This is a genomic window from Pseudomonas quebecensis, from assembly GCF_026410085.1.
GTDB lineage: Bacteria > Pseudomonadota > Gammaproteobacteria > Pseudomonadales > Pseudomonadaceae > Aquipseudomonas > Aquipseudomonas quebecensis.
Window position 1 is genome coordinate 3310650 of sequence record NZ_CP112866.1, and the last position, 19772, is coordinate 3330421.

Below are 19772 nucleotides of genomic sequence, written 5' to 3' on the forward strand. Positions count from 1 at the left end.
ATGCCATGACTCGCGGCAAATGGCTGGCGCTGCTATGCCTGGTGCCTTTCACGCTGTTCTTTATCGTGTTCGAAATCGCACCCCTGGTGTGGGTGCTGATCAACAGCCTGCAGACCGAAGACTCCGGCTGGGGCGTGGACAACTTCACGCGGATCTTCAGCTCCAAGTTCTACCTGCAGGCCATCCAATACAGCCTGGAAATCAGCTTTTACTCCAGCGTGTTCGGGATCATCATTTCCGTGCTGGGCAGCTACTCGCTGCGCCGGGTGGATTCGCCCCTGCGCAACTTCGTCACCGCCTTCGCCAACATGACCAGCAACTTCGCCGGCGTACCCCTGGCCTTCGCCTTCATCATCCTGCTGGGGTTCAACGGCAGTATCACGATCATGCTCAAGCAGGCAGGCATCATCGAAGACTTCAACCTTTACTCGAAAACCGGGTTGATCATCCTCTACACCTATTTCCAGATTCCCCTCGGCGTGCTGCTGCTCTACCCCGCCTTCGACGCCCTGCGCGAAGACTGGCGCGAGTCGGCGTCGCTGCTGGGCGCCAGCAGCTGGCAATTCTGGCGGCACATCGGCCTGCCGGTACTGACACCGGCGCTGCTCGGCACGTTCGTGATCCTGCTGGCCAATGCCCTGGGCGCCTATGCCACGGTGTACGCGCTGACCACCGGCAATTTCAATGTCTTGCCGATCCGTATCGCGGCGATGGTGTCAGGGGATATCTCCCTGGACCCGAACATGGCCAGCGCACTCGCTGTGGTACTGGTGGCGCTGATGACCGTGATCACCGTGGCCCATCAATTGCTGCTCAAGAGGAGCTACCATGTCTCGCGCTGAAGCCGGCCCGGCCTCGCTCTACCATCGCGTGGTGGTGTACCTGCTATTTGCCATTCTGGTACTGCCGTTGGTCGGCACGTTTATCTATTCGATTGCGAGCAGTTGGTCGGCGACCATTCTGCCGGCCGGTTTTACCGTGAAATGGTATGTGCAGCTGTGGAGCGACCCGCGCTTCCTGATGGCCTTCGGTCAGTCGCTGCTGGTGTGTGTGGGCGCGTTGATCCTGTCGGTGGTGCTGATCCTGCCGCTGCTGTTTGTGGTGCATTACCACTTCCCCAAGCTCGACGCGCTGATGAATATCCTGATCCTGCTGCCCTTTGCGGTGCCGCCTGTGGTGTCGTCGGTCGGCTTGCTGCAGCTCTACGGCTCCGGGCCGATGGCGATGGTGGGCACGCCGTGGATCCTGATCGGCTGCTACTTCACCGTGGCGCTGCCATTCATGTACCGGGCCATTACCAACAACCTGCAGGCCATCAACCTGCGTGACCTGATGGACGCCGCCCAACTGCTCGGTGCCAGCACCTGGCAGGCCGCGATCCTGGTCGTACTGCCCAACCTGCGCAAAGGCCTGATGGTGGCGCTGCTGCTGTCGTTCTCGTTCCTGTTCGGCGAGTTCGTGTTCGCCAACATCCTGGTGGGCACCCGCTACGAAACCCTGCAGGTGTACCTCAACAACATGCGCAACAGCAGCGGCCATTTCACCAGCGCCGTGGTCATTTCCTACTTCTTCTTTGTGCTGGTACTGACCTGGGCCGCCACCTTCTTGAACAAGGACAAAAGCCAATGAGCTTCGTCAGCGTGCAACACTTGCAGAAAAGCTACGCCGGCACACCGGTGTTCAGCGATATCAACTGCGACATCGCCCAGGGCGAATTCGTCACCCTGCTCGGACCGTCCGGTTGCGGCAAATCAACGCTGCTGCGCTGCATCGCCGGGCTGACCGCGGTAGACAGCGGCAAGATCCTGCTGGACGGCCAGGACATCGTTCCGCTGAGCCCACAAAGACGCAACATCGGCATGGTGTTCCAGAGTTACGCGCTGTTCCCCAACATGACCGTGGAACAGAACGTCGCCTTCGGCCTGCGCATGCAAAAGGTCAACGCCGATGACAGCCGCAGGCGCGTGCAGGAAGTGCTGCAACTGGTCGAACTCACTGAGCTGGCCGGCCGTTACCCGCACCAGATGTCCGGCGGCCAGTGCCAGCGCGTGGCCCTGGCCCGCTCCCTGGTCACCCGGCCGCGCCTGCTGCTGCTTGACGAACCGCTGTCGGCGCTCGACGCGCGGATTCGCAAGCATCTGCGCGAACAGATCCGCGAAATCCAGCGCGAATTGGGGCTCACCACGATTTTCGTGACCCATGACCAGGAAGAAGCGCTGACCATGTCCGACCGCATCTTCCTGATGAACCAGGGCAAGATCGTACAGAGCGGCGATGCGGAGACGCTCTATACAGCGCCGGTGGATGTTTTCGCCGCCGGTTTTATCGGTAACTACAACCTGCTGGACGCCGACAAGGCCAGCCGCTTGCTGCAACGCCCGATCAGCGGGCGCATTGCGATCCGCCCGGAAGCCATCGAACTGAGCCGCAACGGCGAACTCGACGCGCAGGTACGCAGCCACAGCCTGCTGGGCAACGTGATCCGCTACCGCATCGAGGCCCGGGGCGTGGAACTGGTGGTGGATGTACTCAACCGCTCGGCGGACGATCTGCACCCCGATGGCCAGCGCCTGGCACTTTCCATCGACCCCAGCGCGCTATGTGAAGTAGCCTGAGCAGCGATTTATTGAGAGAGCGTAACGGATGGCACTGGTAATTTTTGATTTGGACGACACCCTGATCCACGGCGACTGCGCCACCTTATGGAGCGAGCAGATGGGCCGTCTGGGCTGGGTCGACCCCGAGTCGTTCATGCGCAGAAACAACGAACTGATGGACGCCTACAGCCAGGGCAAACTGGCCATGGAAGACTTTATGGACTTCAGCCTGGAGCCGATGATCGGCCGCACGCCGGAAGAAATCGAGCACTTGGTGGAGCCGTGGGTCGAAGACGTGATCGAACCGCTGATCTACAGCGACGCCACCAAAACCATTGCCCGCCACCGCGCTCAGGGCGACCGGATTCTGGTGATCTCGGCCTCGGGCACGCATCTGGTCAAGCCGATTGCGGCGCGCATCGGTATCGATGAGGTACTGGGGATTGAGCTGGAGGTCAGCCATGGCGTTTACAGCGGCAAGACCGTGGGCGTACTCACCTACCGTGAAGGCAAGATTACGCGTTTGCAGGACTGGTTGGCGCAGGAAAATGAAACCTTGGACGGCGCGTACTTCTATTCGGATTCGCGCAATGATTTGCCATTGCTGTTGAAGGTCGATCACCCGCAGGTGGTAAACCCGGACCCGGTGTTGCGGGCACATGCCGAGCAGGCGAACTGGCCGATTCATCACTGGGTTTGATGCGCGTGAACTCCGCGCCAGGGCGCACGCTGTCAGCTGATGGTGAACAGAGCCCTGCAGGCTGCCATAAATCGACGCGATCAAAGCCGGAAGTCGTCATTGGAATGCGAAACGAGCCTACATCGTGTGTAGGACTCCGAGCGCCAAGCACATCACATGACCTTCAACGCCTTGCAATGCTTTCACAGTGCCTCCATAGTGACTCTGGACTGAGCCCGTAGCAGTAGCGCCGGGCTTTTTGCATTATGCGACCGGCCCACACGGAACCGGCGACTTCAAAGACGGCCTAATATGCGTTATCAATTGCCCCCGCGTCGAACCAGCATGAAGCATCTGTTCCCCAGCACCGCCCTCGCTCTTTTCATTGGTCTCGGCTTTGCGTCGATGTCGACCAATACGTTCGCAGCCAACAGCTGGGACAACCTTCAGCCGGATCGCGATGAGGTGATTGCCAGCCTTAACGTCGTCGAGTTGCTCAAGCGTCATCACTACAGCAAGCCGCCGCTGGACGACGCGCGCTCGGTGATCATCTACGACAGCTACCTCAAGCTGCTGGACCCGTCGCGCAGCTACTTCCTGGCCAGCGATATCGCTGAGTTCGACAAGTGGAAGACCCAGTTCGACGACTTCCTCAAGAGCGGCGACCTGCAACCCGGCTTCACCATCTACAAGCGCTACCTGGACCGCGTCAAAGCGCGTCTGGACTTCGCATTGGCTGAACTGGACAAAGGCGTCGACAAACTTGACTTCACCCAGAAGGAAACCCTTCTGGTGGACCGCAAGGACGCCCCTTGGCTGACCAGCACCGCCGCCCTCGACGACCTGTGGCGCAAACGCGTCAAGGACGAAGTGCTGCGCCTGAAGATCGCCGGCAAGGAACCCAAGGCCATCCAGGAGCTGTTGACCAAGCGCTACAAGAATCAGCTGGCGCGTCTGGACCAGACCCGCGCGGAAGATATCTTCCAGGCGTACATCAACACCTTCGCGATGTCCTACGACCCGCACACCAATTATCTGTCGCCAGATAATGCGGAAAATTTCGATATCAATATGAGTCTGTCGCTGGAAGGCATCGGTGCCGTCCTGCAAAGCGATAATGACCAGGTCAAGATCGTGCGTCTGGTGCCGGCTGGTCCGGCGGACAAGACCAAGCAGGTCGCCCCGGCCGACAAGATCATCGGCGTGGCCCAGGCCGACAAAGAGATGGTCGATGTGGTCGGCTGGCGCCTGGACGAAGTGGTCAAGTTGATCCGTGGGCCGAAAGGCAGCGTGGTGCGCCTGGAAGTAATCCCGCACACCAACGCGCCCAACGACCAGACCAGCAAGATCGTGTCCATCACCCGCGAAGCGGTGAAACTCGAAGACCAGGCGGTGCAGAAGAAAGTCCTGAACCTCAAGCAGGATGGCAAGGACTACAAACTGGGGGTGATTGAGATCCCAGCGTTCTACCTGGACTTCAAGGCGTTCCGTGCCGGTGATCCGGACTACAAGAGCACCACCCGCGACGTTAAGAAAATCCTGACAGAGCTGCAGAAGGAAAAAGTCGACGGCGTGGTCATCGACCTGCGCAATAACGGCGGTGGCTCGCTGCAGGAAGCCACCGAACTGACCAGCCTGTTTATCGACAAGGGCCCGACCGTGTTGGTACGCAACGCCGACGGCCGTGTCGACGTGCTGGAAGACGAGAATCCAGGCGCATTCTACAAAGGGCCGATGGCACTGCTGGTCAATCGTCTCTCGGCGTCGGCGTCGGAGATTTTCGCCGGTGCCATGCAGGATTATCACCGTGCATTGATTATCGGCGGCCAGACCTTCGGCAAAGGCACGGTGCAGACCATCCAGCCGCTCAACCATGGCGAGCTCAAGCTGACACTGGCGAAGTTCTACCGAGTGTCCGGGCAAAGCACACAGCATCAGGGCGTATTGCCTGACATTGATTTCCCGTCGGTCATCGACACCAAGGAAATCGGCGAAAGCGCCCTGCCGGAAGCCATGCCGTGGGACACCATTCGTCCCGCGATCAAGCCGGCCTCCGACCCGTTCAAACCGTTCCTCGTACAGTTGAAAGCTGACCACGACGCTCGCTCTGCCAAAGATGCCGAGTTCGTCTTCATCCGCGACAAACTGGCCCTGGCCAAAAAACTGATGGAAGAAAAGACCGTCAGCCTTAATGAAGTGGACCGTCGCGCACAGCACAGCGATATCGAAAACAAGCAACTGGCCCTGGAAAACATCCGTCGCAAGGCCAAGGGCGAGGATCCGCTCAAAGAGTTGAAGAAAGAAGACGAAGATGCATTGCCGACCGAGGCGGATAAAACCAAGCCGGAAGACGATGCCTACCTGGCTGAAACCGGGCGGATCCTGCTGGACTACCTGAAGATCAGCAAGCAGGTAGCCAAGCAGTAACTGATGGCAATTTAATGTGAACGCTCCCCGGAGTGTCATCAAATAGACATCATTCTGTCGTGAAATGAGGGACCCCAGGCTTCAGGCCTGGGGTCCTTTTTTTTGACCGAGACCGCCATGACCACGACCGAACAGCTGAATGCACTGAGCTCAATCCTGGCTCAAGGCAGTTTGCACAGTCTGTTCCAGCCGATCATCTGCTTGTCCGAGCGGCGGATTCTTGGTTATGAAGCCCTCAGTCGCGGGCCATCCAACAGCCCCCTGCACTCGCCCGTCGCCTTGTTCGCCATCGCGGGCCAAACCGGCCGCCTCAGCGAATTGGAAATTGCCTGCCGCGAGAGCGCCTGCCGCCGGTTCAGCGAGCAAAAGCTGCCGGGTAAGCTGTTTCTGAACATCTCACCCGAATCGCTGATGGAAACCGCACACCAACCCGGGCGCACCCTGCAACTGCTGCACGACTTTGGCATCCCGCCGAGCCAGGTGGTGATCGAGCTCACCGAGCAGACGCCCACCGACGATTTCAACCTCTTGCAGACCGCGTTGCATCACTATCGCAACATGGGTTTTTCGATTGCTCTGGACGATTTGGGGGCCGGCTATTCGAGCCTGCGGCTATGGTCGGAGCTGCGCCCGGACTATGTGAAGATCGATCGTCATTTTATCGATGGCATCCATCAGGATGCGCTCAAGCGCGAGTTTGTCGGCTCGATCCTGCAGATCGCTCGGGCGTCGCGCGCGCAGGTCATCGCCGAAGGGATCGAATTGCCGGAGGAGCTGGCAGTGTTGACCGAGATGGGTGTCGACCTGGTCCAGGGGTACCTGCTCTGCCGCCCGCAGGAACAGCCGCCGCAGGAAGCACGCCTGATGCTGCCCAAGCCTGACAGCGCCAGCGTGACCCTCAACGATGAAGGCAGTGACCTCAGCGCCCTGCTCAACGAACAACCGGCCGTGGACCAGGATACTGCCACCGCCCAGGTGCTGGAGGCGTTTCGCCGCCAGGCCAATCTCAATTCCCTGGCGGTACTCGATGGGCGCGGCCACCCGGTGGGTATCGTGCATCGGCATTCGCTGTCCGACGCGCTGCTCAAGCCGTTCGCCACCGACCTGTTCGCGCGCAAGCCCATCAGCCGCCTGATGAGCAACGACTTCCTGGCGGTGGAACTGAGCCAGTCGCTGCAACAGGTCAGCCGCCTGCTGACCAGCCGCGCACGGCAACGGATCGAGGAAGACTTCATCATCACGCTCAATGGCGATTACCTGGGCCTGGGGCGGGTGATCGATGTGCTGAAGTTAATTACCGAACTGAAAATCCAACAGGCGCGCTACGCCAACCCATTGACCCTGCTGCCGGGCAACGTGCCGATTCAGCAGTGCCTCGCACGGCTGTTGCAGCAACAGCGTGAATCGGTGATCTGCTACGTGGACATCGACAGTTTCAAGCCCTTCAACGATATCTACGGCTATGGACGTGGGGACGAGGTGTTGCTGTGCCTGGCGCAGTGCCTGAACGACCGGGTCGACCCCAGCCGCGACTTCGTCGGGCATATCGGTGGGGATGATTTTCTACTGGTGCTGGGGCCGCAGGACTGGCGCAGGCGGCTCAATCAGTTGCTGGATGATTTCCACACCCAGTGCCGACGCTTCTACCGCGCCGAACACTTGGATGCCGGCTGCTTCGTGGCGTTGAACCGCCAGGGCATACGTCAGGAATTCGCATTGCTGTCGTTGTCGATCGGCGTGGTCCATTTATACCCACAGGCCTGCGGGCACCTGGATGCCAGTCAGTTGGCAGAGCTGGCGTCGCAGGCCAAGCACCACGCAAAAGATGTGGCCGGCTACAGCATCCATGTCATCGACAGCATGGACATGCTGCCCCAGCCACTTTAGGCCTCGGCGGATTCCGGGTACTCGTACTCGAACACCCGCACCACCTCGGACGCATGCCAGGAAGCCGCGGCCACGCCATCGGACGGCCCGCTGAAACGCCCCAGGCGCTCCACGCATTCGAAGAAACCGGTACGCGGCAGGCGGCTGGCGCCCTGGCTGATCACCAGGGAACTGCGCAATGGCTGCTCGGCTTTGGCATCCAGCGCCGCCAAGTGCTCGAGGGCCGCGGCCAGGGTCTGCATGGCTGGCGAGGGGAATTGCAGGCGCTCAAGCAGCGCGCGGTAGGTCAGCAAATGGCGCTGGCGGCGCGCCTGGTCCAGCTCGTTGAGCAACCCATCCCAGTGTTGACGGCTGATACGTAAACTCAAGATTCATCCCTCCACCCTGCAACGCCCAATTCCCAGGCCAGGCTGCGGCGGATCGCGGCATCCGGCTGGCGCTCACCCTTTTCGATCAATTCAAGATACGAGGGGCTGATGCCCACGGTGCGGGCCAGTCCTTCAATAGCCAGGCCCTTGGCTTCACGCAGCCCACGCAAGTCGGCGAGCGGCCGAAGGTCCTGCTCGGCAACCGCTCGGGCAACAGGGGAAGAAGGTGACGGAGGCTGTTGCTGACCGGCCGCGTTGAGCAGCGCCTGGTATTGATCCCATGGCAACACCGCATATTCGGGTTCGCCATTGCGTGAAATTATCTGAATATCCATGACCGCCCCGTAGGATAACAACACTTACAGCGTAAGCACTTTCCTTAGGAGTGTAATCCTAACAGCCACAAAGGTCGCAGGGGGATAGCCACGGGTTCAGTTTTTTTGCGGGTTTTCCTCAGCCAACAGCGCCGGCGTTGCAGGCAGACGCTCCACCACCGCCAGCTTCTCCGGGCGCTGGGCATTACGCCAGGCGCGAAAGGCGCTCAATTCGCCTTCCAACGTCTTCATCACCCACGCCAGTACGGCGATATCATCGAACATGCCGAACATCGGGATGAAGTCCGGGATCGCATCAATCGGGCTCAGGAAATACATCAGACCGGCCACTATCGAAATCAGCGCCTTGGGGCTGATGGCGCGGTACTCACCACGCCAGTAGGCCAGGCACAGGGCCTGAAGCAACTTGAGATCATCCTTGAGTTTGCCCAGGCGGTTGCCCTGGCTGGAGCCCTTGGCCGCCACCGCGAACAGCAACGTCGGCAAGCGTCCACGTCCCAGCAAGCGAGCCGCCATGGGCAGGAATCGGGTGAAATTGAAAGGTGGTTTCATGGGTCACTCCAGTTCCAGTCGACGCACAAGGTTATCCACACAAATTGTGGATAACCTTGTGAACAGAGCCTGTTTTGCGGGCTGAAAGCCACGAACTACAAGGCTTGCAGTCAGATCGGGCGTTTTTTGCGCACATCAAAAAAACCCAAGAATTCATTGACTTGGCGTTGCCGTGCGGTTACCCGTGCTCGAGTGTTATATCAGACTGTTACAGGCTTTGGACGTTCGGTTGAATGTGTGCAGGCCGCAGAAACAACAACGCCCCGTCTCGACGGGGCGTTGTGTGTTCAGGCGCCGGTTACTTCTTGGCGGCAGGTGCGGCAGGTGCGTCAGCCTTGGCCGGATCCTTGATGGCCAGCAGCTCCAGGTCGAATACCAGCACGGAGTTGGCTGGGATCGCCGGGCTCGGGCTTTGCGCGCCGTAGGCCAGGTCGGATGGGATGTACAGCTCGACCTTCTCGCCAACGTGCATCAATTGCAGGCCTTCGACCCAACCCGGAATCACGCCGCTGACCGGCAGGTCAATCGGGCTACCGCGATCCACGGAGCTGTCAAAGGTAGTGCCGTTGGTGAGCTTGCCGGTGTAGTGAACAGTCACCACGTCGGTAGGCTTAGGCTGCGGGCCATCGGCTTTCTTGGTGATTTTGTACTGCAGACCGGAAGCCGTGGTCACGACACCGTCTTTCTTGGCATTTTCTTCGAGGAATTTCTTGCCGGCGGCTGCCGACTCTTCGCTCATCTTGGTCATGCGTTCTTCAGCACGCTTTTGCAGTGCGGCGAACGCTTCAACCAGTTCGTCGTCTTTGAGCTTCTGCTCTTTCTTGCCGACGGCATCTTCAATGCCTTGGGCTACCGCTTTGGAATCCAGGTCATCCATGCCTTCCTGGGCAAGGCTCTTGCCCATGTTCAGGCCGATGCCATAGGAAGCTTTTTGCGCCGGGGTTTTCAGCTCTACGCTGGTCTGCGAATCACAACCCGCAAGTACCAGGCTAACCAGGGCCACCGCCGCCGCCAACCGATGCTGTTTCATGCTATTTCCTTGTTCATGCGCCAATAGGGCATTTGAATAAAGTCGCGAGCTTATCAGGCGGCCACGACCAATGGCTACCGGCATGTGAGCAGGAAACTTCCGATAAGTTCACGTGTTTAAAAGCATTTTCATTCATCATGAGGGCCCGCGACGGACCGCGGGACCGCCTTCATCCAGGCTCATGGCCACTTGCCGCACTCCTGGCGTAGTGGCATAACAACGCAACCCCTAGACAAGGATAGTTATCTTGCGCCTATTTTCCCGTATTTTGCTGCTGCTCGGGCTGCTGCTGGGCTTGGCGGTGGCCGTGGTGATCTATTACACCATCAACCCCAGGTTGCCGGCCTACGTGCCCGTCAAGCACGTGCACTACCAGGACCAATGGAGCGCCGCCGACCGCCAGATCTACTATTTCACGCCCCAAGGTACCCAGGTAAAGGGGCTGCATTATGAGTGGTTCACCGCCCTTGAACTGCCGTTCTCCGAGCAACGCTTTGCCACGCCTGAGTACCTGGCGCGCTTCGGTTTCCTGGTCGACCCCAGGCAAGTACCCTCCGCGCAAAATCCCGGCAACCTGCCCGTAGGGTTCGCCCGCCACAAGAATGCCGACAGCAACGTCGAATACCTGGATATCACCTGCGCGGCGTGCCACACCGGCGAATTGCACTTCAAAGGCCAGGCGCTGCGTATCGATGGCGGCTCGGCCCAGCACGTATTGCCCTCCAGCGTACCGACATTGCGCGGTGGCAGCTTCGGCCAGGCCCTGGTCGCCAGCCTGGCCGCCACTTATTACAACCCCTGGAAATTCGAACGGTTCGCCCGCCAGGTGCTCAAAGATCGCTACGACGCCGAACACAGCCAACTGCGCGAGGACTTCAAGCAGTCGCTGAATCAGTTTTTCAAAGTCGCCTGGAACGACACCCACCGGGGCCTCTACCCCACCGAAGAAGGCCCCGGCCGTACAGACGCCTTTGGCCGTATCGCCAACGCCAGTTTTGGCGATGCCATTTCGCCGGACAACTACCGCGTCGCCAACGCGCCGGTGGACTACCCACAACTGTGGGATATCTGGACCTTCGATTGGGTGCAATGGAACGGCTCGGCCCAACAGCCCATGGCACGCAATATCGGCGAAGCATTGGGCGTGGGCGCGACCCTGGCCTTTTTCGACAGCGCCGGTCAGCCCCTGCAAGGCGATGCGCGCTACCCTTCCAGCGTAAGGGTGCGCGACCTCAACCTGATTGAAGAAACCCTGCAGCGCCTCAAGCCACCCACCTGGCCCGAAGACCTGTTCGGTGCCATCGACAAGCCGCTGGCGGCGCAGGGTCGCGCACTGTTCGCGGAAAATTGCGCAGGCTGCCACGTGCCGAATGTCACCGAGGAAAACGGCCGTCCGGTGCAGCACTTGAAAATGCTGCCGGTTGAGTACATCGGCACCGACCCCGGCACCGCCGCCAACATTGCCGATCGACGTTACGATCTCAGCGCCCTGCAATGGGACCCGACCGAGCTGGCCAGACTGAATGTCGAACTGCACCCCAGCCCGACCGAGCCGCTGGATCTGAAGAATATGTCCGTGGCCAAAGGCCTGGCCTACGTCACCGCCTTCGTCGAAGACCACGCCTACCGCGCCGCCGGCGTGACCCCGGCCGAGCGCCCGCGCCTGGATGGCTACGGCCTGCCGATCGGCGTGCGCGAATTGCGCGCTTACAAGGCGCGCCCGTTGGCCGGCGTATGGGCTACGCCGCCATTCCTGCATAACGGCTCGGTGCCGACCATTTACCAGTTGCTCTCGCCTCAGGATGAGCGCAGCACCACTTTCTATAAAGGCACATTCAACTACGACCCGCGCCACTTGGGCTTTGAAACCGCGGCATTCAACAATGCCTTCCTGTTCGATACCCGAGTGACCGGCAACCATAACAGCGGCCACGAATTCCGAGCCGGTCAGCGAGGCAATGGCGTGATTGGCCGTAGCTTGCTGCCGCAGGAGCGCTGGGCACTGCTGGAATACCTCAAAGTACTGGGCGGCCCTCTGGAGCAACAACTGCCATGATGATTCGATCTCAATACGATCGCCCCTCCCTGCTCGCACGCCTCTGGCTGCGCCTTGGCCGCTTTGTCGGCAAGACCCTGCTCTGGCTGGTGGCGCTGGGCCTGATTGGCTGGCTGGCGAGTAGCGCCTGGTACGCCTGGCAGCACAGCGGCCCGGTGCCGGCGGATGAGCAGGTGCCGCCGGGCGAAGCGGCGATGACCCAAGGCATCATTCAAACGGCGGTGCGCATCGTCGATCAGCATCGCGAAGGTACACGCTACCTGCGCGACGCCCACGCCAAGGCGCACGGCTGCGTGAAGGCCGAAGTCAGCGTGCTGTCCGATCTGGATCCTGCGCTGCGCCAGGGTGTATTCGCCGAACCGGGCAAGACCTGGCAGGCGCTGATGCGCCTGTCCAATGGCAACGCTTACCCGCAGTTCGACAGTATCCGCGACGCGCGGGGCATGGCCCTCAAGCTGCTAGACGTGCCCGGCAAACAGCTGCTGGCGGACCAACAAGCCCGCACCGAGCAAGACTTTGTGATGTTCAGTCATCCCAACTTTTTCGTCAGCGACGTAGCGGAGTATGCACAGAACATCGGCGCCCAGGCGGACGGTAAGAAAGTCCTGGCATTCTTTCCCGGTATCGACCCACGCAGTTGGCAAGTGCGTCACCTGTTTATCGCCCTCGCAACCCTGGCGCCGGCGCCCGCCAGCCCGACGCAGACCACCTACTTTTCGGTATCGCCCTACAAGTTCGGTACTGCCAATGCCAAGTTCCGCGTGGCGCCCGCCCCTCAGAGTTGCCCGGAGTACGTGCTGCCCAAACAGAACCAGGACTTACCGAATTTCTTGCGCAGCGCCTTGAGCCAGCAGTTGTCCACGGACCGGGTGCCGGCGTGCTTCGAATTGCAGATCCAGCGGCAGAATCCGCAGAAATTCATGCCTATCGAAGACACCAGCATCGAGTGGAAGGAGAGCGATGCGCCCTATGAAACCGTGGCCACCGTACGGATTCCTGCTCAGGACTTCGATACGCCGGCGCAGAACCTGGCCTGTGACAACCAGTCGTTCAATCCCTGGTTCGGCGTCGCGGAGCACCGCCCCATCGGCGGTATCAACCGTCTGCGCAAGGAGGTGTACGAAGCGGTCAGCGATTACCGTCATAGCCGCAACGCACCGTAAAGAGTGCATAACAACCGGCCCGGTGCCGTAAGGATTGCGTCGGGTCTATTGAGACATGTTTGCCGCGAATCTACCTTGAGCGCCTACCCCATCACGTAGGAAATCAACGTGGAAAGCTCAACCCTCGGCATGATCGTACTCACCTTGATCGCGGTGTTCGGCACTGCCTCGTTTTGCTTTGAACACCTGGCTACGCGTCAGACACACAAGAAAAAAGTCGAGTAGCCAAATCCCGGGCGAAAAAAAACCCGCTCAATGAGCGGGCTTCTTGTGGCGACCTGGCGTTCAGCGTTCCAGATAACCGAATATGGCGCAGCGGACGGGACTCGAACCCGCGACCCCCGGCGTGACAGGCCGGTATTCTAACCGACTGAACTACCGCTGCGCGTAACACGTAAAGCGAATGGTGGGTGATGACGGGATCGAACCGCCGACCCTCTGCTTGTAAGGCAGATGCTCTCCCAGCTGAGCTAATCACCCTTCGTTTCGGTGTGGGCGCATCATACACCAAAAAATCGTAATGTCTTGATTTAAATGCACTTTATTTTAAAAAAATTAAGCGCGCGATTTTTTGCCGTATGTCGAACAGCAAAAAGCCCGCGATTAAGCGGGCTTTCTGTGGCGACCTGGCGTTCAGTGTTCCAGGTAACCGAATATGGCGCAGCGGACGGGACTCGAACCCGCGACCCCCGGCGTGACAGGCCGGTATTCTAACCGACTGAACTACCGCTGCGCGTAACACGTGAAGCGAATGGTGGGTGATGACGGGATCGAACCGCCGACCCTCTGCTTGTAAGGCAGATGCTCTCCCAGCTGAGCTAATCACCCTTCGTTTCGGTGTGGCGCGCATTCTACGGAGCGCCCTCAGGTCTGGCAAGCACTTTCTTAAATCTTTTTTTTCATGCCTTCCAATGGCTTAGGCAGGGTTGGCCTGCGCCAATATGAAGAGAATAATGCCCCCCTTTGTATAAAGGAGAGACTCACCCCATGTGGTTCAAGAACCTGCTTATCTATCGCCTGACCCAAGATCTGCCTGTTGATGCCGAGGCGTTGGAAGCGGCCATGGCCACCAAACTGGCACGCCCGTGTGCGAGCCAGGAGTTGACCACTTACGGTTTCGTCGCACCGTTCGGCAAAGGCGAAGATGCCCCCCTGGTTCACGTCAGCGGCGACTTCCTGCTGATCGCAGCGCGCAAGGAAGAACGTATCCTGCCGGGCAGCGTGGTGCGCGACGCAGTCAAAGAGAAGGTCGAAGAGATCGAAGCCGAGCAGATGCGCAAGGTCTATAAGAAGGAGCGCGACCAGATCAAGGATGAGATCATTCAGGCCTTCCTGCCCCGCGCGTTCATTCGTCGCTCGTCGACCTTCGCCGCCATCGCGCCGAAACAAGGCCTGATCCTGGTGAACTCAGCCAGCCCCAAGCGCGCCGAAGACTTGCTCTCGACCCTGCGTGAAGTCATCGGCACCCTGCCGGTACGCCCATTGACGGTTAAAACCGCACCGACCGCCATCATGACCGACTGGGTCACCACCCAGAAACCGGCCGATGATTTCTTCGTTCTCGACGAATGCGAACTGCGCGACACTCACGAAGACGGCGGCATCGTCCGTTGCAAGCGTCAGGACCTGACCAGCGAAGAAATCCAACTGCACCTGACCACCGGCAAAGTGGTAACGCAGTTGGCCCTGGCCTGGCAGGACAAGCTGTCCTTCATGCTCGACGACAAAATGACCGTCAAGCGCCTGAAGTTCGAAGACCTGCTGCAGGACCAGGCCGAACAGGACGGCGGCGACGAAGCCCTGGGCCAGTTGGATGCCAGCTTTACCCTGATGATGCTGACGTTCGGCGACTTCCTGCCGGCGTTGATCGAAGCACTGGGCGGCGAAGAGACCCCGCAGGGCATCTAAGCCGTGTGAGGATCGGGATGCGGCAGGGGGCGAGCTCTGTATTGCGCGGTGTCGGTCAATTTATTCATTGGCCGGCACAGTGCGATAGGGGCAAGCCCCCTCCCACATTTGACCGCATCAACCTTTCAAAAGAGACCAACAAAAAAGGACATCCCCATGCGCGCCCTCGCCAGCCTGAGCCGCTTCGTCGGCAATACCTTCGCCTACTGGGTGTTGATTTTCGCCGTTGTGGCGTTCTTCGAACCGACCTGGTTCATCGGCCTCAAAAGCGCCATCGTGCCGTTGCTGGGCCTGGTGATGTTCGGTATGGGGCTGACCCTGAAACTGGATGACTTCGCCGAAGTCGCGCGCCATCCATGGCGCGTGGCACTGGGCGTGGTGGCGCACTTCGTGATCATGCCCGGCGTGGCCTGGTTGTTGTGCCAGGCGTTTCATCTGCCGCCGGAAATTGCCGTCGGTGTGATCCTGGTGGGCTGCTGCCCAAGCGGCACCTCGTCCAACGTCATGACCTGGCTGGCCCGTGGCGATCTGGCGTTGTCAGTGGCCATCGCCGCTGTCACCACCCTCCTCGCCCCGCTGCTGACGCCGGCACTGATCTGGCTGCTTGCGTCGGCCTGGTTGCCGGTGTCGTTCATGGAGCTGTTCTGGTCGATCCTGCAAGTGGTGCTGCTGCCGATCGTCCTCGGCGTGGTGGCGCAACGCGTGCTCGGTGAGCGCGTGCGCCATGCGGTGGAGGTATTGCCGCTGGTATCGGTGATCAGCATCGTGATGATCGTCGCCGCGGTAGTTGCGGCGAGCCAGGCAAAGATTGCCGAGTCGGGCCTGTTGATCATGGCGGTGGTGATGCTGCATAACAGCTTCGGCTACTTGCTGGGCTACTTCACCGGTCGCCTGTTCAAGCTGCCTCTGGCGCAACGCAAATCCCTGGCGCTGGAGGTGGGCATGCAAAACTCTGGGCTGGGCGCCGCGCTGGCCAGCGCGCACTTCTCGCCGTTGGCGGCGGTGCCGAGCGCGCTATTCAGCGTCTGGCACAATATTTCGGGGGCGTTGCTGTCGACTTACTTCCGCCGCATGAGCGAAGAGCAAGACCGCCGCGCAGTGGAACACACCCCACCAACTTGATCGCCGGCTCGATGTTCGGCACTCTGACGGACTTCGCGGGGACGACCCCGCGACGCTGTCAAGCGACAATTCCGGGGACGACCCCATCTGCAGAAGGGGTTACCCATGTCCTGGATCATTCTGTTTTTTGCCGGGTTGTTCGAAGTCGGCTGGGCCGTCGGCTTGAAGTACACCGACGGTTTCAGTAAGCCGCTGCCCACCGTCCTGACGCTTGCCGCCATGGCCGTCAGCCTCGGCCTGCTGGGCCTGGCCGTCAAAGAGCTGCCACTGGGCACTGCCTATGCCGTATGGACGGGCGTGGGCGCCGTCGGAACAGTCATTGCCGGGATAATCCTGTTCGGCGAATCCATGGCGTTGTTCAGGCTGGCCAGTGTCACGCTGATCATATGCGGGCTCATTGGCCTCAAGCTCAGCACCTAGGCCGCCAGCCCTTATCGCGGGCGGCTTGAGCGCGATAAGGGCTGACTAGTCGTACCAAACTAGCGAACCGTCCCACGCAACCCTGCCACCGCTTCCTGCAACTGGGCAGGCGTAGCCGCCTCTACAGCAACCGGCGCGCCGGCCACCAGCACCACTCGCGACCAGATCCGGCGCAGGAAGCCTTTGTTCGGGTCCCGGCTGAAGAAACTGCCCCACAGCCCCTGCAACGCCATGGGGATCACCGGCACCGCCGTCTCTTCCAGGATACGCGTCACGCCCCCCCGAAACTCATTCATCTCACCATCGGCCGTCAGCTTGCCCTCCGGGAAGATACAGACCAGCTCCCCGTCCTTAAGGTATTGAGCTATGCGCTTGAAGGCTTGCTCATAAATCTGGATATCTTCGTTGCGCCCGGCAATTGGAATCGCCCCGGCGGTGCGAAAGATAAAGTTGAGCACCGGCAAACGGTAGATCTTGTAGTACATGACAAAGCGAATCGGCCGACGCACCGCGCCGCCAATCAGCAGCGCATCGACAAACGACACGTGATTGCACACCAGCAACGCGGCGCCTTCATCGGGGATGGCCTGCAGGTTGCGGTGCTCCACGCGGTACATGGAATGGCTGAGCAGCCAGATCATGAAGCGCATGGTGAACTCCGGGACGATCCGGAAGATGTAGGCGTTGACCGCGATATTGAGCAGCGACACCACCAGGAACAGCTGCGGAATCGACAGCTTGGCCACGCTCAGCAGCAGGATCGACACCATCGCCGACACCACCATGAACAACGCGTTGAGGATGTTGTTGGCGGCGATTACCCGCGCGCGCTCGTGTTCAGCCGTGCGTGACTGGATCAACGCGTACAACGGCACGATATAGAAACCGCCGAACACACCCAGGCCGAGGATATCGCCCAGTACCCACCACGCTTGGCCGTAGCTGAGCACCGCCAGCCAATCGTTGGCCTGGACGTTCTGCGCGAAGCCACCCGAGTGCCACCACAGCAGCAGGCCGAATACCGTCAGGCCGAATGAACCGAACGGCACCAGGCCGATTTCAACCTTACGCCCGGACAGCTTTTCGCACAGCATCGAACCCAGCGCGATGCCCACCGAGAACATCGTGAGAATCAGAGTGACCACGGTTTCATCGCCGTACAGCCACTCCTTGGCGTAGGCCGGGATCTGCGTCAGGTAGATCGCGCCGACAAACCAGAACCACGAGTTGCCGACAATCGAGCGCGACACTGCCGGCGTCTGCCCCAGGCCCATGCGCAGGGTGGCCCAGGATTGACTGAAGATATTCCAGTTCAAACGCAGTTGCGGCGTGGAGGCCGCCGCACGCGGAATGCTGCGGCTGGCCAGGTAACCCAGGACCGCCACGCCGACGATCGCCACCGACACCACCGGTGCGTAATGAGTGGACGACATCATGATCCCGGCGCCGATAGTGCCGGCCAGGATCGCCAGGAACGTGCCCATTTCCACCAGGCCGTTACCGCCGACCAATTCGTCGTCGCGCAACGCCTGGGGCATGATCGAATATTTGACCGGGCCGAACAGCGCCGAGTGCGTGCCCATGGCGAACAGCGCCAGCAGCATCAATTCCAAATGATTGAACAGAAACCCGGTGGCGCCCACGGCCATGATTACGATTTCGCCGATCTTGATCGCGCGTATCAGGGCGTCCTTGTTGAATTTCTCGCCGAACTGCCCGGCCAGCGCCGAAAACAGAAAGAACGGCAGAATGAACAGCAGCGCGCACAGGTTGACCCAAATGGCGCGATCACCGTCGATGGTGAGTTTGTAGAGAATCGCCAGGATCAGCGATTGCTTGAAGATGTTGTCGTTGAAGGCACCCAGCAACTGGGTGATGAAAAACGGCAGAAAGCGCCGCGTGCGCAGCAAGGTGAATTGAGAAGGATGGCTCATCGTCGTCCGTGTTCCTGCGTGGCCTGAAGGCTTATCGATTATCAGGCCACGACTTTACCTAATCCTGCTTACTTATTCCCTAATCCTGCAATGCACGGTGAAACAAAAAGCTCACCTCTATAGGCGCCGGCAACGGTGCGTCTGGCCACGATCAACCACATCAACGCCAGCGTCGCCACCAACACGCTGCCCACCACGTTGAAGAACGCCAGGTGCAACACGCTTGCCAGTTTGAGCGTGGTCAACGCGTACACGCCCAGGGGAAAGGTAAAGCCCCACCAGCCCAGGTTGAAGGGGATTCCTGCGCGCAGGTAGCGCAGTGTGATCAACACCGCAATCAGCATCCACCACAAGCCGAAACCCCACAGCGTGACACCGCCCACCAGGCCCAGGCCGTTGGCAATGTCGCCGATGCCAGGCAGGCCGTTGGCGGCGAAGATAGCCGGTGCATCGCCTCCCAGCAGCAACATGCCGAGAGCACCGGTGCCGATGGGGCCAAGGGCCAGCCAACTTGACGCGGCCATATTGGCGTGGGGCAGTTTGTGCAAGGCCATGCGCAGCATCAGGATGGTCAGAATGCTGAACGCCACCGGCAGGGAAAATGCCCATAACACATAGCTGGTCACCAGCATCACCAGTTGCCCATGGGCGTCGGCCAGGTGCGGCGCCAATAGCCCACCACTGGCGGCGGCGACCTCGGCGGCGACAACGGGCAGCAGCCACACGGCGGTCATCTGGTCGATGCTGTGCTCCTGGCGCGTGAACATCATGAACGGGATCAGCACGCCGCAGGCCAGGGCCATGGCCACATCCAACCACCACAGCACCTCGGCCCACGGCACCACGGTATTGCCCCAACGCGGCAGACCGAACAGCAGCAGACCGTTGATGATCGTGGCCAGGCCCATCGGAATGGTGCCGAAGAACATCGAAACCGTGGAGTGCCCGAAGATCCGCCGCGCCTCGTGAAAAAACATCACCCAGCGCGCGGCGTACAAGCCGCTGAACACTATGAACAAGACGATGGTGAACAACCACAGCGTTTCGGCCAGGGCATGCATGCCCGGCAGTGCCACCGGCAATTGGGCCAGGGCCAGGGCGAGCACGCCGGTGCCCATGGTTGCGGCGAACCAGTTGGGCGTGAACTGGCGAATCACTTCCCGAGGCCGGGTCAGGTGACTGAAGGGTTTGTAACTGGAAACAGCGGAACAGGTCATGGTGAAATCCTCTTCCTCGTATGAGGGTGAGACCATGGTAGAACCTGATCGAATATCTATATAACGGGTAATATCTC

Annotated in this window: 17 protein-coding genes and 4 tRNA genes; 11 read left to right on the forward strand and 10 right to left on the reverse strand. The window is 60.1% G+C overall.

Features of this window, described 5'->3' with window-relative positions:
* Nucleotides 1-5 precede the first annotated feature (5 nt).
* The 6 genes from OSC50_RS15320 (at nt 6) to OSC50_RS15345 (ending at nt 7590) form a co-directional block, all read left to right on the forward strand.
* Nucleotides 6-842, forward strand: coding sequence for an ABC transporter permease (locus OSC50_RS15320; protein WP_219855326.1), 837 nt, complete (start codon nt 6-8; stop codon nt 840-842).
* On the forward strand, nt 829-1629 hold the full coding sequence (locus tag OSC50_RS15325; RefSeq protein WP_181079908.1) for an ABC transporter permease: 801 nt from the start codon (nt 829-831) through the stop codon (nt 1627-1629). Before OSC50_RS15320 ends, OSC50_RS15325 begins: the two co-directional genes overlap by 14 nt.
* A complete protein-coding gene (locus tag OSC50_RS15330) occupies nt 1626-2615 on the forward strand; it encodes an ABC transporter ATP-binding protein (protein WP_181079909.1) in 990 nt (329 codons plus the stop codon). Before OSC50_RS15325 ends, OSC50_RS15330 begins: the two co-directional genes overlap by 4 nt.
* A 28-nt stretch (nt 2616-2643) precedes the next feature.
* Nucleotides 2644-3297, forward strand: a complete 654-nt coding sequence (locus tag OSC50_RS15335) for an HAD family hydrolase (protein WP_253511753.1) — start codon at nt 2644-2646, stop codon at nt 3295-3297.
* A gap of 324 nt (nt 3298-3621) precedes the next feature.
* The gene (locus tag OSC50_RS15340) at nt 3622-5703 is read left to right on the forward strand and encodes a carboxy terminal-processing peptidase (RefSeq protein WP_253511749.1); all 2082 of its coding nucleotides are present in this window, start codon (nt 3622-3624) and stop codon (nt 5701-5703) included.
* Between the two features lie 117 nt (nt 5704-5820).
* Nucleotides 5821-7590, forward strand: a complete 1770-nt coding sequence (locus OSC50_RS15345; RefSeq protein ID WP_181079912.1) for a bifunctional diguanylate cyclase/phosphodiesterase — start codon at nt 5821-5823, stop codon at nt 7588-7590.
* On the opposite strand, the gene OSC50_RS15350 is transcribed toward OSC50_RS15345, so the two are convergent.
* The 4 genes from OSC50_RS15350 to bamJ form a co-directional block, all read right to left on the reverse strand.
* The gene (locus tag OSC50_RS15350) at nt 7587-7958 is read right to left on the reverse strand and encodes a hypothetical protein (RefSeq protein WP_071484740.1); all 372 of its coding nucleotides are present in this window, start codon (nt 7956-7958) and stop codon (nt 7587-7589) included. The two genes, OSC50_RS15345 and OSC50_RS15350, sit on opposite strands and share 4 nt — an antisense overlap.
* Entirely contained in the window at nt 7955-8293 is a 339-nt protein-coding gene (locus tag OSC50_RS15355) for a helix-turn-helix domain-containing protein (protein WP_266248703.1), read from the reverse strand. The genes OSC50_RS15350 and OSC50_RS15355 overlap by 4 nt, the downstream gene beginning before the upstream one ends.
* Nucleotides 8294-8389: 96 nt before the next feature.
* Entirely contained in the window at nt 8390-8845 is a 456-nt protein-coding gene (locus tag OSC50_RS15360; RefSeq protein WP_181079914.1) for a YkvA family protein, read from the reverse strand.
* Between the two features lie 298 nt (nt 8846-9143).
* On the reverse strand, nt 9144-9875 hold the full coding sequence (bamJ, locus tag OSC50_RS15365) for a BamJ family beta-barrel-assembly machinery protein (RefSeq protein WP_181079915.1): 732 nt from the start codon (nt 9873-9875) through the stop codon (nt 9144-9146).
* 247 nt (nt 9876-10122) lie between these two features.
* On the opposite strand from bamJ, the gene OSC50_RS15370 reads away from it, so the two are divergent.
* Both OSC50_RS15370 and OSC50_RS15375 read left to right on the forward strand, forming a co-directional pair.
* Nucleotides 10123-11931 (forward strand): di-heme-cytochrome C peroxidase, encoded by a 1809-nt coding sequence (locus OSC50_RS15370; RefSeq protein ID WP_253511738.1) that lies wholly within the window; start codon nt 10123-10125, stop codon nt 11929-11931.
* Nucleotides 11928-13094, forward strand: coding sequence for a catalase family protein (locus OSC50_RS15375; protein WP_266248699.1), 1167 nt, complete (start codon nt 11928-11930; stop codon nt 13092-13094). Before OSC50_RS15370 ends, OSC50_RS15375 begins: the two co-directional genes overlap by 4 nt.
* Nucleotides 13095-13402: 308 nt before the next feature.
* Here the strand turns inward: OSC50_RS15375 and OSC50_RS15380 are convergent.
* The 4 genes from OSC50_RS15380 to OSC50_RS15395 all read right to left on the reverse strand — a co-directional run bounded on the left by OSC50_RS15380 (nt 13403) and on the right by OSC50_RS15395 (nt 13922).
* A tRNA-Asp gene (locus OSC50_RS15380) sits at nt 13403-13479 on the reverse strand.
* 19 nt (nt 13480-13498) lie between these two features.
* A tRNA-Val gene (locus OSC50_RS15385) sits at nt 13499-13574 on the reverse strand.
* A 176-nt stretch (nt 13575-13750) separates the two neighbouring features.
* A tRNA-Asp gene (locus tag OSC50_RS15390) sits at nt 13751-13827 on the reverse strand.
* Nucleotides 13828-13846: 19 nt separating this feature from the next.
* A tRNA-Val gene (locus tag OSC50_RS15395) sits at nt 13847-13922 on the reverse strand.
* A 159-nt stretch (nt 13923-14081) separates the two neighbouring features.
* Here OSC50_RS15395 and rdgC point away from each other — a divergent pair.
* The 3 genes from rdgC (at nt 14082) to sugE (ending at nt 16544) form a co-directional block, all read left to right on the forward strand.
* Nucleotides 14082-15002, forward strand: a complete 921-nt coding sequence (gene rdgC / locus OSC50_RS15400) for a recombination-associated protein RdgC (protein WP_181079918.1) — start codon at nt 14082-14084, stop codon at nt 15000-15002.
* Nucleotides 15003-15158: 156 nt separating this feature from the next.
* The gene (locus OSC50_RS15405; RefSeq protein ID WP_266248697.1) at nt 15159-16124 is read left to right on the forward strand and encodes a bile acid:sodium symporter family protein; all 966 of its coding nucleotides are present in this window, start codon (nt 15159-15161) and stop codon (nt 16122-16124) included.
* 105 nt (nt 16125-16229) lie between these two features.
* On the forward strand, nt 16230-16544 hold the full coding sequence (sugE, locus tag OSC50_RS15410; RefSeq protein WP_266248695.1) for a quaternary ammonium compound efflux SMR transporter SugE: 315 nt from the start codon (nt 16230-16232) through the stop codon (nt 16542-16544).
* 59 nt (nt 16545-16603) lie between these two features.
* Here sugE and OSC50_RS15415 read toward each other — a convergent pair whose 3' ends face one another.
* Nucleotides 16604-18478 (reverse strand): MFS transporter, encoded by a 1875-nt coding sequence (locus OSC50_RS15415; RefSeq protein ID WP_266248693.1) that lies wholly within the window; start codon nt 18476-18478, stop codon nt 16604-16606.
* 68 nt (nt 18479-18546) lie between these two features.
* On the reverse strand, nt 18547-19695 hold the full coding sequence (locus OSC50_RS15420; protein ID WP_266248691.1) for a TDT family transporter: 1149 nt from the start codon (nt 19693-19695) through the stop codon (nt 18547-18549).
* Between the last annotated feature and the right edge of the window lie 77 nt (nt 19696-19772).

Bases quoted from the DNA above. Each gene is read 5' to 3' on its own strand.
- OSC50_RS15320 (WP_219855326.1), top strand. From the start codon at position 6: ATGACTCGCGGCAAATGGCTGGCGCTGCTATGCCTGGTGCCTTTCACG.
- OSC50_RS15345 (WP_181079912.1), top strand. From the start codon at position 5,821: ATGACCACGACCGAACAGCTGAATGCACTGAGCTCAATCCTGGCTCAA.
- OSC50_RS15335 (WP_253511753.1), top strand. From the start codon at position 2,644: ATGGCACTGGTAATTTTTGATTTGGACGACACCCTGATCCACGGCGAC.
- OSC50_RS15405 (WP_266248697.1), top strand. From the start codon at position 15,159: ATGCGCGCCCTCGCCAGCCTGAGCCGCTTCGTCGGCAATACCTTCGCC.
- sugE (WP_266248695.1), top strand. From the start codon at position 16,230: ATGTCCTGGATCATTCTGTTTTTTGCCGGGTTGTTCGAAGTCGGCTGG.
- OSC50_RS15330 (WP_181079909.1), top strand. From the start codon at position 1,626: ATGAGCTTCGTCAGCGTGCAACACTTGCAGAAAAGCTACGCCGGCACA.
- OSC50_RS15375 (WP_266248699.1), top strand. From the start codon at position 11,928: ATGATGATTCGATCTCAATACGATCGCCCCTCCCTGCTCGCACGCCTC.
- rdgC (WP_181079918.1), top strand. From the start codon at position 14,082: ATGTGGTTCAAGAACCTGCTTATCTATCGCCTGACCCAAGATCTGCCT.
- OSC50_RS15325 (WP_181079908.1), top strand. From the start codon at position 829: ATGTCTCGCGCTGAAGCCGGCCCGGCCTCGCTCTACCATCGCGTGGTG.
- OSC50_RS15420 (WP_266248691.1), bottom strand. From the start codon at position 19,695: ATGACCTGTTCCGCTGTTTCCAGTTACAAACCCTTCAGTCACCTGACC.
- OSC50_RS15360 (WP_181079914.1), bottom strand. From the start codon at position 8,845: ATGAAACCACCTTTCAATTTCACCCGATTCCTGCCCATGGCGGCTCGC.
- bamJ (WP_181079915.1), bottom strand. From the start codon at position 9,875: ATGAAACAGCATCGGTTGGCGGCGGCGGTGGCCCTGGTTAGCCTGGTA.
- OSC50_RS15415 (WP_266248693.1), bottom strand. From the start codon at position 18,478: ATGAGCCATCCTTCTCAATTCACCTTGCTGCGCACGCGGCGCTTTCTG.
- OSC50_RS15355 (WP_266248703.1), bottom strand. From the start codon at position 8,293: ATGGATATTCAGATAATTTCACGCAATGGCGAACCCGAATATGCGGTG.
- OSC50_RS15340 (WP_253511749.1), top strand. From the start codon at position 3,622: ATGAAGCATCTGTTCCCCAGCACCGCCCTCGCTCTTTTCATTGGTCTC.